This is a genomic window from Glycocaulis albus (assembly GCF_014639075.1).
GTDB classification, from domain to species: domain Bacteria; phylum Pseudomonadota; class Alphaproteobacteria; order Caulobacterales; family Maricaulaceae; genus Glycocaulis; species Glycocaulis albus.
Genome location: NZ_BMFS01000008.1, coordinates 1 through 15132 on the forward strand (window position 1 = coordinate 1; position 15132 = coordinate 15132).

Below are 15132 nucleotides of genomic sequence, written 5' to 3' on the forward strand. Positions count from 1 at the left end.
GACTGGTCGGCCAGAGCATTGAAAACATTCACCCATACCCCCGCCTTGGCCCACCGGTTGAAGCGGTTATAGACCGTCGTGTACGGGCCGTAGCGCTCCGGCAGATCGCGCCAGGGCGATCCCGTCCGCAAAATATAGAAAATCCCGTTCAGCACACGCCGGTCGTCCGTGCGCGGCACGCCGCGCGGCTTGTTCGGCAGGAGCGGCATGATGATCGACCACTCCGCATCACTCAAATCAAATCGGGCCATGATCAAACTCCCTTCAAGGAGCTTGAATCACGACCCAGCTGATTTGGGAATCCCGTTTATGGGTACAGAACCTAGACGCGCTCCGCAGCGCCGAAGGCCAGCAGGCGCTCGACCGCCTCGCGGGCCTTGTCCTTGCCCAGGGCGGCGAAATCGGCCTGCGAGACGCTCTGCCCGTCGATGAACGCCTCGAGCGCGGACAGGGCCGGCTCATCAAAGCTGATATCTCCGCCTGCCATGACCAGCGCAATGTGATGGCCGTCAGCGGCCAGGCGCATGGGCGTCAGTGCCCGGCGGCGGATCTGCGTTTCAGCGGTCACGGGCGCTCCGGCGATGCCGCCTGAAAGGTCCGGCTGGCGGGTGCGCAGGAAAGTGTCGATGAAGAGGTCCAGCACGCTGTCGAGATCGGCCTTCTGCCGGGCTTCGTCCATGGCGGTGTCGAACAGGGCTCGCAGGCCTTCCCGGTCGAAATCATCGCGGTGAAAGCCTGGCGGCATGGAGCGCCGCAAATGCGGGGAGTGCAGGCTGGCCTCGGCCACAGCTTCCAGCAGGAAGTCGGCCAGCGTCTTCACGATAATGCCGGTGGTGATGTGCAGGGAATGCGAGCCCGCTTCGCTGACCGCATCGTGCATCAGACCGCGCGGCACGTAGAGCATGTCGCCCGGTTCCAGAACGAACTCGGCCACCGGTTCACCGGCGGCAAACTTGCCGGGCGTGAACTGCTCGCCCCGGAAGGGCGTTCCGGCGGGCGTGTCGTAAAGGCGCCAGCGCTTGCGCCCCTCCACCTGGCAGACGAAGACGCAATGATTGTCGTAATGGGTGTGAAAGCCCTGCGCGCCAGCGGGCGTCAGATAGATATTTGTCTGCACATGGGCGGAAAACACGCCTTCCAGCTGGCGGCAGAATTGCGCCAGCGGCGTGTGGCGGCGTTCCAGATGCGGCAGGATGATGGTGGCGCCCTGTTGCCAGAGGCGCATCACTGCGCCGCGGTCGATCTCGCCATTGTCCAACACATAATCGCCCGGCGGGATGCGGGGCTCGGAGCGTGCCAGTGACAGCTCACCTTCGCGGAAGCGCTGACCGGAGATGATGGCGTCTATGGCGGGCGAGGACAGCAGCGGCGCGAAGCGGTCCTGTCCTCCTGCCCCTTTCGCCCTGCAATGCAGGGTCTTGCGTTCCCAGTATTCACGCAGGAAACGGTCTTCACCCACCGGCGCGGTGAGCTGATCGAGTGACAGGCGGCCCGGCAATTGTGTGTCTAGCACCGGCGGCCCTGATAGGCCGGGTCGGCGTAAGGTCCGCTATCGGAATCCGAGCAGGCACGGGGCCCGCCGCGCCCGCCGCCTACCGGATCGGCGTATGGGCCGGTGTCATTGTCGGTATAGCCAGTCTGCGGGCGTCCGCCCCGGCCGTTACCGGCGGGGTCGGCGTAGGGCCCGCGATCATTGTCTGTGTAGCCGGACTGCGGAGGGCGCCCGCCGCCACGTCCGCCGCCCACCGGGTCCGCGTAGGGGCCTGTATCACTGTCGGTATAACCGGACTGCGGAGGACGCCCGCCCCCGCGTCCACCGCCCACCGGGTCGGCATAGGCACCGGTATCGTTGTCGGTATAGCCAGTCTGGTGCTGGCAGGAGCGGCCCTGATTGGCCGGATCGGCATAGGGGCCTGCATCGGAGTCGGTGCAGCCGCGATAGCCGCCGCGCACGCCGTAACCGGCTGCGTCGGCATACATGCCAGCATCGGTATCGGTCACGCCGGTATAGACTGCGCCGGCAGTTGCGCACCCGCCAACCCCCAGTATCGTCGCGCCCCCGGCAACTTGCGCCAGGAAGGACCGCCGCGAAAGCGGGCGCAGGCCCTTTTTCGGTTTGCCGGAATTATCGTCGGACATTGGCGCTACCTCCCCAGGCTGCCAATCCTCATGTGCGTATGACGATATTAAGTAAATTGCTCTCCCGCCAGCGAAAAATGGTAACTGGCCGGCAGTTCGTGCCGACGGGTACTGAACCGCGATGGGGGCGTGCAGGCTTTGCCCAAGCAGGGCTATGCTCTCGCGATGAGCCAGACGATTCGCATTCTAGGGATTGATCCGGGCCTTGCCGCGACGGGCTGGGGCGTGATCGACCAGACCGGCACGCGCCTGTCTCTGGTTGCCCACGGCGTCATCAAGGCGCCCGCCAAAGCACCCCTGCCGGAGCGTCTGGAAGCCATCTTTGCTGCCGTGGAGGCGCTGTTGGGAGAATACGGGCCTCATGAAGCGGCGGTCGAAGACCAGTTCGTCAGCGCGAATGCCGGTACGGCTCTTAAACTCGGGCAGGCGCGCGCTGCCGCCATCCTGCCTGCCGCACGGGCAGGTCTTAGCGTTGCCGAATACGCGCCGCGTCTGGTGAAGAAGTCCGTGGTCGGTACCGGTGCGGCGGAGAAGGGACAGGTGGCGGCCATGATCGCCGTCATCCTGCCGGGCAGCCGCGCGACGGCGGACGCTGCTGACGCGCTGGCGGTGGCAGTCTGCCACGCGCATCATCGCGGCATCAGAACAAGGCTCAGCGCATGATCGGGATGCTCAAAGGTGTGGTCGTGGCGCTGGGCGATGAGGACGCCGTCATCGATGTGGGCGGGGTGGGCTATCTGGTCTCGCTCGGCACGCGCGCGCGTTCGCGGCTCGAAATCGGCACCGGCATTACCCTGCATATCGAGACCTATGTGCGCGAAGATGCGTTTCGCCTGTTCGGTTTCCTCACCGAAGCCGAGCGGGCCTGGTTTGTCCGCCTGCAGGGTGTGCAGGGCGTGGGCGCAAAGCACGCCCTGGCCCTTCTGGACGCGGTTTCGGCTTCGGGGATCGAGACGGCAGCGGCGCTGGGCGATGCCTCGGCGTTCGAACGCGCCAAGGGGGTAGGCAGGAAGCTCGCTGAACGCATTGCGATGGAACTCAAAGGGAAGGCGCCCCCCGCGCGCCGGCGCTCCCAGAAGGGCTCTGAGAGCCTTGTGGAGGCCTTGTCGGATGGTGAGGCTCCGGCGGTGGTCAGCGCGCCTGTAGCCGCCCCTGAAACCGAAGGTGATGATGACGCCCGTGAGGTGGCGATAAGCGCCCTCATCAATCTCGGCTATGGCGAGAGCGAGGCGCGCCACGCGGTGGCGCTCGCCATCACCGCCAATCCGCAAGCTGGCGAGACCATGCTGATCCGCGCCGCGCTGAAGGAGCTGGCCCGGTGAGCGAAGCAGACCGCATCATCTCAACCGAACCCGTGGCCGGGGACGGGCGCGACAAGGCGCTGCGGCCCTTGAGCTTTGACGAGTTCGTCGGCCAGCGCGCGGCGATCGATAATCTCAAAGTCTTCGTCAGCGCCGCTGCCAGCCGGGGCGAAGCGCTCGATCACGTATTGCTCTCCGGCCCGCCGGGCCTTGGCAAGACCACGCTGGCGCAGATCGTGGCGCGCGAGCTCGGCGTGAATTTCCGCGCCACCTCCGGGCCTGTCATTGCCCGCGCGGGCGATCTGGCTGCGATCCTGACCAATCTCGAAGAGCGCGACGTGCTCTTCATCGACGAGATTCACCGCCTGCTGCCGGTGGTGGAGGAAATCCTCTATCCCGCCATGGAGGATTTCGCGCTCGATCTCGTGATCGGGGAGGGGCCGAGCGCGCGCACTGTGCGCATCGATCTGCCGCCCTTCACGCTCGTTGGCGCGACCACGCGGGCGGGCCTGCTGGCGACGCCCTTGCGCGACCGCTTCGGTGTGCCGGTTAGGCTGGAATTCTATGGCGAAAAGGAGCTGACCAGCATTGTTGCGCGCGCCGCCGGAAAGCTGGGCGCCGCCATAGAGCCTGATGGCGCGCGCGAGATTGCCCGCCGGGCGCGGGGCACGCCGCGCGTGGCAGGCCGCCTCCTGCGCCGGGTGCGCGATTTTGCCGAAGCCGATGGCGAGACAACGATTTCGGAACTGGTGGCTGACCGCGCGCTCAAGCGCCTTGAGGTGGACGAGGTGGGCCTCGACAGTCTCGACCGGCGATATTTGCGTGTCCTCATCGAGGGATTTGCCGGCGGGCCTGCGGGTGTCGAAACGCTGGCGGCTGCGTGCGCCGAGGCGCGCGATGCGCTCGAAGAGGTGGTGGAGCCCTTCCTGATCCAGCAGGGCTTCATTCAGCGCACGCCAAGAGGCCGCATTGCTGCCCCGCGCGCCTGGACGCATATGGGGCTGGAGCCGCCGCGCACCGGGCCGGACCTGTTTGGAGATGGTAAATGAGTGAGGCGCAGCCAGAGGCCGGACGCTGGCAGGGCGGGGCGCACCATCTGCCTGTACGGGTTTATTACGAGGACACGGACTTTACCGGCATCGTCTATTACGCGAACTATCTCAAATTCTTCGAGCGCGGACGGACGGATGCCCTGCGAACCGCGGGTCTCAGCCATGCAGAGCTCCTGAAGTCAGACCCGCCGCTGGGCTTTGCCGTGCGCAAGGTGACGGTGGAATACCACGCAGCCGCCCGCATCGATGACGCGCTGATGGTCGAGACCCGCTTCGCCAGCCTCTCCGGTGTGCGCATGCAGATCAAGCAGGCGATCACCCGCGATGGGGCCTTGCTCGCAAGCGCCGAGGTGGAGGCGGTCTGCATCGACATGGATGGCCGGCCCAAACGCCTGCCTTCGGGCCTGAAAGAGGCGTTGGGGAGGATGGCGGGACCTTTCTGATTGTCATAGTGCCGCTGTATATTTACCTTCGTTAACTGCAAGCATGCGGGGGTGGGGGGAGATGAACGCTGCAGACTTTCAGCCTGTGATTGAAGCTCTGACTTCTGAAGCCGCTATTCGGGTATATGTGCTGGTGGGCATTGCGGTCGCACTCTTTGCGTCGGGTTACAGCGCGTTCAGGTCCGCGTCCTCGTTGAGGGCTTTTCTCGCTACTGCCCCGGAATTCCATGTACATGGAAACGTCAGGAAGCGAGCCACGATAGAAGCTAAAATAAAAGAACTGGAATACCTGATAGAAAAGCGGCTGCACTCGTCGATAAAGCAGATTTTCTTGATTTCAACTTTTGCAGTTGTTGTTCCCGGCGCTATTTTGGTGTCGATGGTTTGCATGTCAGAATTCTTGTTTGCAGGTAGCCCGCCACCGCTGGAAATTGATCGGTCAGCGGCGCCTGGATTGAAGGAGCTCATAGTGTTTGTCGCGGATCAGGCATTGCGAGGTGGCCTGAGCGACACATTCGAGGTCTTTGACATCAGCGTGTCATCCGTGACCCACAACCCCGATAACGTGCTGTTCTCCCTGTCCCTGCTCGCTTACAGGACATTGTCGGGCATTGCGGGCGCGGCGATTGCTTTTGTCGCGCTCAGCTTCCTGTTCGGAGGTGGCGCCTTCAAAGACCTGAAAAGTGATCTGGAACGCCGGTTGGAAGCCGCCTGATCCGTGATTGCACTGACACCTGCACCATCCCGTCCACTGCAAATCCAAACGCGTCCTTAACCCTTCCTCCTTCAAATCGCCCCAATCGGATCAGAGAAAGCCTGCCGGGAACAGATGAGGGCGGGTTTTGAGTATGCCGGGCTTGGCGAGAGCGCAGCTCGCAGCTAAGCAACGCGCTCATCCGTTTGCCGGGAGTGTGAGGGAGCCGTCATGGACAGCGTTGCCGTAGAGCTGGCCCAGCCAGCGCAGGAACTGACAATTTTCTACCTTTTCATGCGCGCCGACATCATCGTGAAGGCGGTGATGGGCATCTTGCTGTTCATGTCGGTCTGGTCGTGGGCCGTAGCCATCGAGAAATTCCTGCAGTTCCGCAAGGCCGCCTCCCAGGCGGCCCGGTTCGAGGATGATTTCTGGGCCGGCGGTTCGATCGATGATCTTGCCAACCGCTATGCGCGCAACCCGAAGGATCCGTTCAGCCGGGTGCTGGCTGCTGCGCTGCGTGACTGGGACAGCTTCTCGGTCTCGCGTTCGGGCGGCGCCGAAGCCAACCGGGAGCTGACCCGCATGGAGCAGGGGCTGGGCATTCTGGCGATTGTGGGCTCATCTGCGCCCTTTATCGGTCTGTTCGGTACGGTCTGGGGGATCATGAACTCCTTCCGCTCTATCGCGGCGTCGCGCGACACCAATCTGGCCGTGGTGGCGCCGGGTATTGCCGAGGCGCTGTTTGCAACCGGTCTGGGCCTGGTCGCGGCCATTCCGGCGGTGATCTTCTTCAACGCCCTTTCTTCCCAGCTCGCCAAGTACGCGGTCCGGCTTGAAGGGTTTGTGGACGATCTTTCCGCGCTTGCTGCCCGGGAGGGTTAGATGGCCGGCAATGTGGACATGGGCGGCCGCAGGACCGGCCGCCGCTGGAAGCCCAAGGCCGAAATCAACATCGTTCCTTATGTGGACGTGATGCTGGTGCTGCTCATCGTGTTCATGGTGGCCGCGCCGCTGCTGACGGTCGGTGTGGACGTGAACCTGCCCGATACCGAGGCGCGGGCGATGACCACCTCGGAGGAACCGCTGACCATCACCATCCAGGCTGATGGCGCGATCTTCCTGCAGGAAACGCGCGTCAGCTTCGAGGAGCTGGTACCGCGTCTTGAGGCGATCTCGCGTACGGGATCCGAGGCACGCGTCTATATCCGCGCCGATGAGGCGGTGGGCTATGGCGAGGTCATGCGCGTGATGGCGCGGGTGTCATCGGCCGGTTATGCCAATATCGGTCTGGTGACCGATCCGTTGAACCAGTAGCAGGGAAACGGTCTTCAGCTCCATGCGCTCGTTTGCCAGCTTCATCCTATCGCTGGTACTGCACCTCTCGCTGTTTGCGAGTGCGTTCATCTATTTTCCGCGTTCTGCCAGCCAGCTCGACAGTGAAAGCGTGCTGGTCCCGATCGAGCTGGTCACGCTGGCCGACACCACCAATATCCGCGCCGCGGCGCCTGATCCGGTGCCAGAACCGGAACCTGAAGTGATCGAGCGTCCGCAGCCGGTAGCGCCGGAGCCGGAGCCCGAGCCGCAGGTTTCCGAACCTGAACCCATTCCGCTGCCGCCGTCCGAGGACAATCAGCCCGAACCAGAGCCTGAGCCCGAACCCGAGCCTGAACCCGATCCTGTCCCGCCACAGCCGGAACCCGAGCCCGAGCCGGAGCGCCCGCAGCCGCGTCCCCAGCCGCAACAGCAGCAGGGCCTGGATCTGGATGCGCTTTCCACGCTGGTCGACCGTTCGCGCCAGCAAAGCGCGCAGAATCGTCCCGCAGAGGAAGGCGAGACCCGTCAGGGCGCCGGGGCAGGCACGGCGATGACGGCGACGATGGCCGATCTGTTCCGCAGCCAGACCTCGCGCTGCTGGCGTGAACCGTCTGATGCGCCCGATCCGGCATCCTTGCGCGTCTCGGTAGAGGTGCAGCTGGAGCGTGATGGCAGTCTTAGTGCGCCGCCGCGTCTTGTTGACGCCAACCGCGTGCTGGGCTCGCCCAACCCTTATATGCGCCTTGCAGGCGAGCGCGCGGTGCGCGCCGTGATCGAATGCGCGCCCTATACCATGCCCGCTGGCCAGTATCAGCAATGGCGCCGCATTACGGTCAATTTCGAGCCGTCAAATCGATAGTGTGATACAACCCGCCTGAACGACAGGAGCATACAGATGCGTTTTCTGGCCCGCCTTGCCGCCATGTTCACCATGATAGCAGCGCTTGCGGCGCCTGCGCTTGCCCAGTCAGGCAGCCCGCTCGTGGTTACCGTCACGGACGGCAATGTCGATCCGTTCCCGATAGCGATCACCGACTTCATTGCCGAGGATGCGCAAAGCGCCGAGACGGGCGCCGATATCGCCCGGGTGGTGACGAATAATCTGGCCAATTCCGGCCTCTTCGCGCCGGTCTCCCAGGATGCCTTCATCGAGGATATCACCAATATCGATCTGCGCCCCCGGTTTGCCGACTGGCGTATCATCAACGCGTCGGCCCTTCTGGTGGGCCGGGTCAGCATTGACGAGCAGGGCCGGCTGCTGGTCGCGTTCCGCCTGTGGGATACGGCCGCAGAGCAGCAGCTTCTGGGCATGCAGTTCACGTCCGTGCCGGAGAACTGGCGCCGTCTGGCCCACAAGGTCTCTGATGCGATCTATGAGCGGCTGACAGGCGAGAGCGGGTTTTTTGATACACGCATAGTGTATGTGTCGGAGGGTGAGGGCCCCAATGGCGAGCCGACGCGCCGTCTGGTCATCATGGACCAGGATGGTGCGAACCCCTCCTTCCTGACCGACCGTTCCTACATGGCGCTTCTGCCGAACTATTCGCCGACGAACCAGCAGATCACCTATGTCTCGTTCCGCGACCTGCAGGCGACCAGCTATCTCTACGATCTGCAGACGGGACGCCAGGAAGCGCTGTTTGACAGCAGCAACGCCGCGATCACCGGCGGCGGGCAGTCTCTCTCGGCGCGCTTCCATCCCAATGGACGCGAGCTGGTGATGTCGGTAGAGCGGCGCGGGCGCCACGATCTCTACGGATTTGACCTGCGAACGCGCGCATTGCGCCAGCTGACCAGTAATCCGTCCGACGATACCGAGCCGACCTATTCGCCGGATGGCCGCCAGATCGCCTTCGCGTCCAACCGTTCCGGACAGCCGCAGATTTACGTGATGAATGCCGACGGCACGGACCAGCGCCGGATCAGCTTCGGTCCCGGCCGCTATACCAGCCCGGTCTGGTCACCGCGTGGCGATCTCATCGCCTTCATCAAGCAGCAGGGCTCGATGTTCTCGCTGGGCGTGATGCGCGCTGACGGCACCGGCGAGGAACGAATTCTCTATGACGGGTATTTTGTAGATACACCGGCCTGGTCCCCGAACGGGCGCATGTTGCTGTTCACACGGGGAGACTATTCCGCCACGGGCACGCGCTACTCGATCTGGAGCGTGGATCTGGGCGGGTTCAATTTGCGCCGCCTGCCGACTCAGGGCGCCGCGTCCGACGCTGCATGGTCGCCTCTTCTGGACTGAAGCAGTGACGGAAAATAGTTCGCGCACCCATATCGATTCACCGTCGAATGTGGTGTATGGAGAAGCGGGCCGTGCAGGCGTGCTGCGCGGCTATTATTGAGGGACTTTGCTCCGATGAAACTAGCTCCGTTCGCTGCCCTGGCAGCGTGCAGCCTTCTCGTAACCGCCTGCGCCAGCCGCCCGGATGAAACTCCGGTCGTTCAGGAAACGCGCACGGATAATGTCGTAACCGATACCCGCCCGACAGGTCCGGTTCCCGGTTCGATTGCAGACTTCGAACAAAATGCGGGCGACCGCGTTTTCTTCGGTCTGGACCGCTTCGATCTGGACAACGCGTCGCGCGAAACCCTGCGCCGTCAGGCCGCCTGGCTCGCCCAGTATCCCGGCACGCGCATCCTGATCGCCGGCAATGCCGACGAGCGTGGCACCCGTGAATACAACCTGGCGCTCGGTGCGCGCCGCGCAAACTCGGTGCGGGACTTCCTGGTCAGCCAGGGTGTTGATGCCTCGCGCATCTCGACCGTCTCCTACGGCAAAGAGCGTCCGACCTGCACCCAGTCCACGGAATCGTGCTGGGCCCAGAACCGGAACGGCATCACTGTCGTGACGTCTGGCGCGGTTTCCTAGTCAACGGGCTTTCCCGTTGCTACTGCGGAGCTTGAAGGCTCGCCGGCATGATCATCTGGTCGTGCCGGCGAGCCTTTGTTTTTTCCGGGCCGGCGATACGGCGGGGGCGTAGACGGCGATGGCCTGCAAGTGCTGCCGCAATTTCGCCCCTTGCGTTCGCCACGCTCGCCCCTTGACCGCGCGCGGCGGACGCGCGATCCCGGTTGCTACAGGTTTTTTTGTTTTCAGAGGTGATGGCATGCGCTGGCTCGTTTCTCTCCTGATAGGCCTTGGTCTGCTGGCTGGGACCGCCCAGGCCCAGTCCAGCCGCGCACTGACAATGCGCATGGATGCCATAGAGGCACGCCTTAACCAGATGGAGCAGCAATCGCTGGCGGGCGACCCGGTGGCCGAGAGCCTGCTGATGCGGGTCGAGGCGCTGGAGCGCGAGCAGCGCGCCCTGACGGGCGAGCTTGAAACGCTGACCTTCGAGAACCGCCGCCTGCGCCAGGAAATCGACCGCCTGAATACCGCCATGCGGCGCGTGCTGGCGGGCGAGGCGGGCAATCTGGCAGTGACAGATCCTGACGACCCTCACGCCGACGCCCGTGCTGCGGCAACGCGGCCAATGAGCCTGCAGGGCAATAATCTGCCGACCGAACCGCTGGACGGGGACGGCGGCGGTGGTGCCGGTACATCCGCTTCGTCAGGCAGCGCAGGCGCGGCATCGGCGCCGTCCGATCCCGATGAGGCGTTTGCCAGCGCGCGCGCGCGGCTGCTGGACGGTGATTTTGCCGGGGCGCAGGAACGCTTTGCCGGTTTTGTGCAGACCCATGACGGCCATCCGATGACGGGCCAGGCCTGGTACTGGCTTGGTGAAACCCATTTCGCGCAAGGCAATTACCAGGATGCGGCCGATGCGTATATGGCGTCCTTGCGTGCCGACCGGCGCGGTGAGCGCGGGCCGGACGCATTGGTGCGCTTGGGCGCCTCGCTGTATGCGATGGAACAGGGTGCCGCAGCGTGCAATGTGCTGGGCTCGTTCGGTCAGGAATACCCCAATGCCAGCGCCGAGGCTCGCCAGCGTGCCGAGCGTGAGCGCAGCCGTGCCGGGTGCCGCTAGATCCTGATCTGGCAGCCGCCGCACGGGCGGCCGGGCGCCTGTGCCCGTCCGGACCGCTGGTTCTGGCGCTGTCGGGCGGCGGCGATTCCATGGCTCTTGCCTGCCTTCTCGCCGATGAGGCAGCGCGTACGGGGCGGCCCCTGCACACCCTGATAGTCGATCATCGCCTGCGCCCGGAAAGTGCAAGCGAGGCTGATCTTACAGCCCGACGCGCCGAAGCGCTGGGCGCCAGGGCGCATATTCTTGTCTGGACATCGCCCGCGACAGGGCAGGCCGCGGCCCGGCGCGCACGCCATGCCCTTCTCGCCGATGCCGCGCGCGATCTGGGCGCGAACCGGCTGTTTCTGGCTCACACGGCCGATGATGTCATCGAAACCCTGCTGATGCGCCTGTCGCGCAAGGGCGCAAGCTGGCGCTCGCTCGCGGCGATGGGAGCGTTGAGCGCCAGCCCAGCCTGGCCGGAGGGACGTGGCATTGTGCTCGCGCGTCCGCTGGTGCGAGTGGCGCGCAGCGGGCTGAGGCAGTTCCTGCGCCAGCGCGGGCAGCGCTGGGTGGAGGATCGGTCCAACACCAACCGTGCCTTTGAACGTGTTCGGGTACGCTCTGGCGCGCCCGCACCCGCGAGCCGGACGGGCAGGCGCCTGCTGGCTCTCAATGATGCAGCATTGGCGGTGGATGACCGCGTGAGACAGCTGGCGCGCCTGAGGATCAGGGCGGGTGCGCAAATCCTGCCCTGGGGCGCAGTCCGCGTCGATGCCGCCGCGTTTGCCGGACGGTCACGCGAGGTGGGTATGCGGGCCTGCGAAGCACTGATGCTGGCGGTTGGCGGGGACGCTGCCCTGCCGGGGCCGGACAGTGTCTCCGCCCTGCATGATGCCCTGCTGGCAGGTATGCCGTTCAGCGCTGCCGGCGTGCTGCTGACGCGCGATGGCATTATCGGGCGTGATCCGGGTGCAGCGGCAGGCCGTGCTGACGGACATGGCGGTGTTGCTGAACTGCGCGTCGGGCCGGGTGACTGTGCCGTGTTTGATGGCCGGATGCTGATATGCGCAGGGTCAGAGCCGCTGACCGTGCAGCCCTTGCGCGTGCAGAACCGGCCAGTCCCCGAAGTGCCTGCCCGATTGCGGCCATCTCTTGCGGTTATCAGCGGCGGTGGCCAAAGCGTGATTGCCGGACTGGATACGCCGCCGGGTGATGGCGCGGCTGGCGCGCTCATTGCAGAACGCCTCGATGGATTGCTGGGTGTGTCCGCATACGGCACGGCGGGCGAAAACACTGTATGATGTGCGGCAGCTGGCCGCGCAGGGCTGGCGAAACGGCGTGCGCCGTCCAATATTGAAGACGAGGTTGCCTGCCCGATGCCGAATAGCCGAGGGCCGGGGCTGACAGGACTTGAAGCGGGTGTGTTAGCCCGGCGGAAGGATAAGTAGATGAATTTGCGTAATATTCTGGTCTGGGCAATCCTTCTGGTGCTGCTGGCTGCCCTGTTCAACATCCTCCAGGGTCCGCGCCCGGCGGCGCAGACCAACGAGATGACCTACACGCAGTTCATGGACAATGTGGAGGCGGGGCGCGTCAGCGAAGTGACGATTGAGGGCCAGTCCATCACCGGCGAGCTCAGCGGTGGGCAGGCTTTCCGCACCGAGGTTCCGGCTGATGCGCGCGTTACCGACGCGCTGCGCGAGAATAATGTACAGATCACCGCGCGCGCGCCGTCGGAAGGCGGGATGAATCTGTTTGGCATTCTGCTCAGCTGGTTCCCGATGCTGCTGCTGATCGGTGTGTGGATTTTCTTCATGCGCCAGATGCAGGGCGGCGGCAAAGGCGCGATGGGCTTTGGCAAGTCCAAGGCCAAGCTGCTGACCGAAAAGACAGGCCGCGTCACGTTTGACGATGTGGCCGGGATCGACGAGGCCAAGGAAGAGCTTTCCGAGATTGTCGAGTTCCTCAAAGACCCCTCCAAGTTCCAGCGTCTGGGCGGCAAGATTCCCAAAGGCGCGCTGCTGATCGGCCCTCCCGGTACGGGTAAGACGCTGACCGCGCGCGCCGTGGCGGGTGAGGCGGGCGTGCCCTTCTTCACCATTTCCGGTTCGGACTTTGTGGAGATGTTCGTCGGCGTCGGTGCGAGCCGCGTGCGCGACATGTTCGAGCAGGCCAAGAAGAATGCGCCCTGCATCATCTTTATCGACGAGATCGATGCGGTGGGCCGTTCGCGCGGTGCCGGCCTTGGCGGCGGCAATGATGAGCGCGAGCAGACACTGAACCAGCTCCTCGTGGAGATGGACGGGTTCGAGGCCAATGAGGGCATCATCCTCATCGCGGCCACCAACCGGCCGGACGTTCTGGACCCGGCGCTGCTGCGTCCGGGCCGGTTCGACCGTCAGGTTGTTGTGCCGAACCCGGATATCACGGGCCGCGAGAAAATCCTTAAAGTGCATATGCGCAACGTGCCGCTGGCCGCTGATGTGGACCCGAAGGTCATCGCGCGCGGCACGCCGGGCTTTTCCGGCGCGGACCTGGCCAACCTGGTCAATGAGGCAGCCCTGCTGGCGGCGCGCCGCAATCGCCGCCTTGTCTCAATGGCCGAGTTTGAAGAGGCCAAGGACAAGGTGATGATGGGGCCGGAGCGCCGCTCCATGGTCATGGGCGAGAAGGAAAAGACGCTGACCGCCTATCACGAGGCGGGTCACGCCATCGTGGCGCTGAAAGTGCCGGCGGCTGACCCGGTCCACAAGGCGACGATCATTCCGCGCGGCCGTGCGCTCGGCATGGTCATGCAGCTGCCTGAAGGCGACAAGCTGTCCATGACCCATCAGGAGATGACGAGCCGGCTTGCCATCATGATGGGCGGACGCGTTGCCGAGGAGATCAAGTTCGGCAAGGAGAATGTCACCTCCGGGGCTGCCAGCGACATCCAGCAGGCCACGCGTCTTGCGCGCGCCATGGTGACGCAATGGGGCTTCTCCGAGGAGCTTGGCCCCATCGACTATGCGGACAATCAGGGCGATGTGTTCCTCGGCCAGCAACTGGTGCAGCAATCGCGCACCGTGTCAGCCGAGACCGCGGCCAAGATCGAGCGCGAAGTGAAAGGTCTGGTGGAAGGTGGCCTCAACGAGGCGCGCCGCATCCTCACCGACTACAACAAGGACTGGGAAGCCATTGCACAGGGGCTTCTCGAGTATGAAACCCTGTCGGGCGAGGAGATCACCGATCTGCTCAATGGCAAGCCGCCAGTGCGCAATACCGACATCCCTGCCAAGGGAGAAGGCCCGTCATCGCCGGATAGCGCCGTGCCGGTCATCGATGACGAGGATGAGGACGAGGTGACCGCGCCCGGCGGGATGGAGCCAAAGCCCGGCCCGGCCTGAGGCTCTTGACCGCGAACTGGATAAGTGACGAAGGCGAAGGAGCGATCCTTCGCCTTCGTGTTACGCCCAAAGCCTCAGTCGATGCCGTCGAAGGCGTGGAAACCGGCGCTGACGGGCTGGCCCACCTTAAAATCCGCGTGCGGGCCGTGCCGGACAAGGGAGCGGCCAATGCCGCCGTTCTGAAACTGCTGGCAAAAGCGCTGGGCGTGCCGAAATCGGCGCTGGAACTGGTGTCAGGGCAGACCTCACGGGTGAAGATGGTGCGCATTGCCGGTCTTTCCGGCGGCGAGGTTGGCAAGCGGCTCGGCCTCATGCCCTGACGGTCAGATGCGGGCTGTGTAGCGCTCACCAATCCGTTTGCATTGCCGGCGCGTATAGAGCGCATGACATCCTCTCATAGCCGGGAATAGCCCATGCCCGATATGTCCTTGCCCTGGATGCTGGCTGCAACTGCCTCTGCAATCGGCGCCCTGATGGGGCTGATGAGTCTCGCCGTGCCACGCTGGGGCGCGAACGTCGTCCGCCTCGCACCCGCACCGGACATGAAGGGGGGGTGGGCGGAGTTCCGCTCCAGTTATGGCGGCGCTTTGGTGCTTGCCCATGGCGCGGTGCTCCTGACCCTTTCCATGAGCGGTCAGGCCGGGTCCGGCGCGGTGATGGGCGCAAGCTTTGCTGTCGGGCTTTATTGGCTGGGCATGGCGATAGGCCGGGCCATCTCGATGGCGGCCGATGCCGATCGGGGCACGCGCACGCGCTATAACGCTGCCGCGATCGGGTTTGAAACGCTGTTGGGGCTAGCGCTGTGTGCGCCCTTCATCGCCCATCTGGGCGGATAGGG

At 64.5% G+C, this 15132-nt stretch carries 18 protein-coding genes; 15 read left to right on the forward strand and 3 right to left on the reverse strand.

Annotation, left to right across the window (positions count from 1 at the left end; genetic code table 11):
• The 3 genes from IEV75_RS09330 to IEV75_RS09340 all read right to left on the reverse strand — a co-directional run.
• Positions 1 to 251: IS5 family transposase (locus tag IEV75_RS09330; RefSeq protein WP_188452301.1), on the reverse strand; the 251-nt coding region annotated here is incomplete at its 3' end.
• 71 nt (positions 252 to 322) lie between these two features.
• Positions 323 to 1513, reverse strand: a complete 1191-nt coding sequence (locus IEV75_RS09335) for a cupin domain-containing protein (protein ID WP_188452302.1) — start codon at positions 1511 to 1513, stop codon at positions 323 to 325.
• Positions 1507 to 2139, reverse strand: coding sequence for a hypothetical protein (locus IEV75_RS09340; RefSeq protein ID WP_188452303.1), 633 nt, complete (start codon positions 2137 to 2139; stop codon positions 1507 to 1509). The genes IEV75_RS09335 and IEV75_RS09340 overlap by 7 nt, the downstream gene beginning before the upstream one ends.
• A 165-nt stretch (positions 2140 to 2304) precedes the next feature.
• Between IEV75_RS09340 and ruvC the strand changes: the two genes are divergently transcribed.
• The 15 genes from ruvC to IEV75_RS09415 all read left to right on the forward strand — a co-directional run bounded on the left by ruvC (position 2305) and on the right by IEV75_RS09415 (position 15130).
• The gene (ruvC, locus tag IEV75_RS09345) at positions 2305 to 2802 is read left to right on the forward strand and encodes a crossover junction endodeoxyribonuclease RuvC (RefSeq protein ID WP_188452304.1); all 498 of its coding nucleotides are present in this window, start codon (positions 2305 to 2307) and stop codon (positions 2800 to 2802) included.
• Complete coding sequence (gene ruvA / locus IEV75_RS09350; protein WP_188452305.1) at positions 2799 to 3461, forward strand: Holliday junction branch migration protein RuvA; 663 nt, start codon at positions 2799 to 2801, stop codon at positions 3459 to 3461. Before ruvC ends, ruvA begins: the two co-directional genes overlap by 4 nt.
• Positions 3458 to 4489, forward strand: coding sequence for a Holliday junction branch migration DNA helicase RuvB (gene ruvB / locus IEV75_RS09355; protein WP_188452306.1), 1032 nt, complete (start codon positions 3458 to 3460; stop codon positions 4487 to 4489). Before ruvA ends, ruvB begins: the two co-directional genes overlap by 4 nt.
• Positions 4486 to 4935: a tol-pal system-associated acyl-CoA thioesterase gene (ybgC, locus tag IEV75_RS09360; RefSeq protein ID WP_188452307.1), complete on the forward strand. Its 450-nt coding sequence runs from the start codon at positions 4486 to 4488 to the stop codon at positions 4933 to 4935. The genes ruvB and ybgC overlap by 4 nt, the downstream gene beginning before the upstream one ends.
• Positions 4936 to 4996: 61 nt before the next feature.
• Positions 4997 to 5650, forward strand: a complete 654-nt coding sequence (locus tag IEV75_RS09365) for a hypothetical protein (RefSeq protein ID WP_188452308.1) — start codon at positions 4997 to 4999, stop codon at positions 5648 to 5650.
• 210 nt (positions 5651 to 5860) lie between these two features.
• A complete protein-coding gene (locus IEV75_RS09370; protein WP_188452309.1) occupies positions 5861 to 6514 on the forward strand; it encodes a MotA/TolQ/ExbB proton channel family protein in 654 nt (217 codons plus the stop codon).
• On the forward strand, positions 6515 to 6946 hold the full coding sequence (gene tolR, locus IEV75_RS09375) for a protein TolR (RefSeq protein WP_188452310.1): 432 nt from the start codon (positions 6515 to 6517) through the stop codon (positions 6944 to 6946).
• Positions 6947 to 6968: 22 nt separating this feature from the next.
• On the forward strand, positions 6969 to 7805 hold the full coding sequence (gene tolA / locus IEV75_RS09380; protein WP_188452311.1) for a cell envelope integrity protein TolA: 837 nt from the start codon (positions 6969 to 6971) through the stop codon (positions 7803 to 7805).
• Positions 7806 to 7841: 36 nt separating this feature from the next.
• A complete protein-coding gene (gene tolB / locus IEV75_RS09385; RefSeq protein ID WP_188452312.1) occupies positions 7842 to 9197 on the forward strand; it encodes a Tol-Pal system beta propeller repeat protein TolB in 1356 nt (451 codons plus the stop codon).
• Between the two features lie 114 nt (positions 9198 to 9311).
• Positions 9312 to 9824: a peptidoglycan-associated lipoprotein Pal gene (pal, locus tag IEV75_RS09390; RefSeq protein ID WP_188452313.1), complete on the forward strand. Its 513-nt coding sequence runs from the start codon at positions 9312 to 9314 to the stop codon at positions 9822 to 9824.
• A 238-nt stretch (positions 9825 to 10062) separates the two neighbouring features.
• Complete coding sequence (locus IEV75_RS09395) at positions 10063 to 10926, forward strand: tetratricopeptide repeat protein (protein ID WP_188452314.1); 864 nt, start codon at positions 10063 to 10065, stop codon at positions 10924 to 10926.
• Positions 10917 to 12209, forward strand: a complete 1293-nt coding sequence (tilS, locus tag IEV75_RS09400) for a tRNA lysidine(34) synthetase TilS (RefSeq protein WP_188452315.1) — start codon at positions 10917 to 10919, stop codon at positions 12207 to 12209. The genes IEV75_RS09395 and tilS overlap by 10 nt, the downstream gene beginning before the upstream one ends.
• Before the next feature lie 147 nt (positions 12210 to 12356).
• A complete protein-coding gene (ftsH, locus tag IEV75_RS09405; protein ID WP_188452316.1) occupies positions 12357 to 14294 on the forward strand; it encodes an ATP-dependent zinc metalloprotease FtsH in 1938 nt (645 codons plus the stop codon).
• Between the two features lie 5 nt (positions 14295 to 14299).
• A complete protein-coding gene (locus IEV75_RS09410; protein WP_188452317.1) occupies positions 14300 to 14614 on the forward strand; it encodes a DUF167 domain-containing protein in 315 nt (104 codons plus the stop codon).
• 93 nt (positions 14615 to 14707) lie between these two features.
• Positions 14708 to 15130: a hypothetical protein gene (locus IEV75_RS09415; RefSeq protein ID WP_188452318.1), complete on the forward strand. Its 423-nt coding sequence runs from the start codon at positions 14708 to 14710 to the stop codon at positions 15128 to 15130.
• The last annotated feature ends 2 nt before the right edge of the window (positions 15131 to 15132 follow it).